This is a genomic window from Variovorax sp. Varisp36, from assembly GCF_047304235.1.
In the GTDB taxonomy this organism is placed as follows: domain Bacteria; phylum Pseudomonadota; class Gammaproteobacteria; order Burkholderiales; family Burkholderiaceae_C; genus Variovorax.
Map to the genome: position 1 here is coordinate 1 of NZ_JBGLYU010000139.1, position 236 is coordinate 236.

At 61.4% G+C, this 236-nt stretch carries 1 pseudogene; it reads left to right on the forward strand.

From position 1 onward, the window contains the following. A pseudogene (locus ACCD11_RS28490) lies at nucleotides 1-201 on the forward strand (cytidyltransferase); the annotation flags it as partial. Nucleotides 202-236: the final 35 nt, after the last annotated feature.

Below are 236 nucleotides of genomic sequence, written 5' to 3' on the forward strand. Positions count from 1 at the left end.
GGCGGGGGCACCATCACGCTTGGCTTCTTATTCGTGCTGGCGCTCAACCTGTGGACTGGCGTGTCGGAGGTGCGCGCGGTCGACGATGCGGCCGTGGTGCGCTGGGTGCCCATCGCCGAGTTCCTCGACATGCAGGAGCGCATCTACGTAGACCACTTCTTCATCGCGAATCATTTTTTGGGTGGCCTGGGCATGTACTGAACGACCAGGCTTTGTCAGCAAGAACGGCCCCGGTT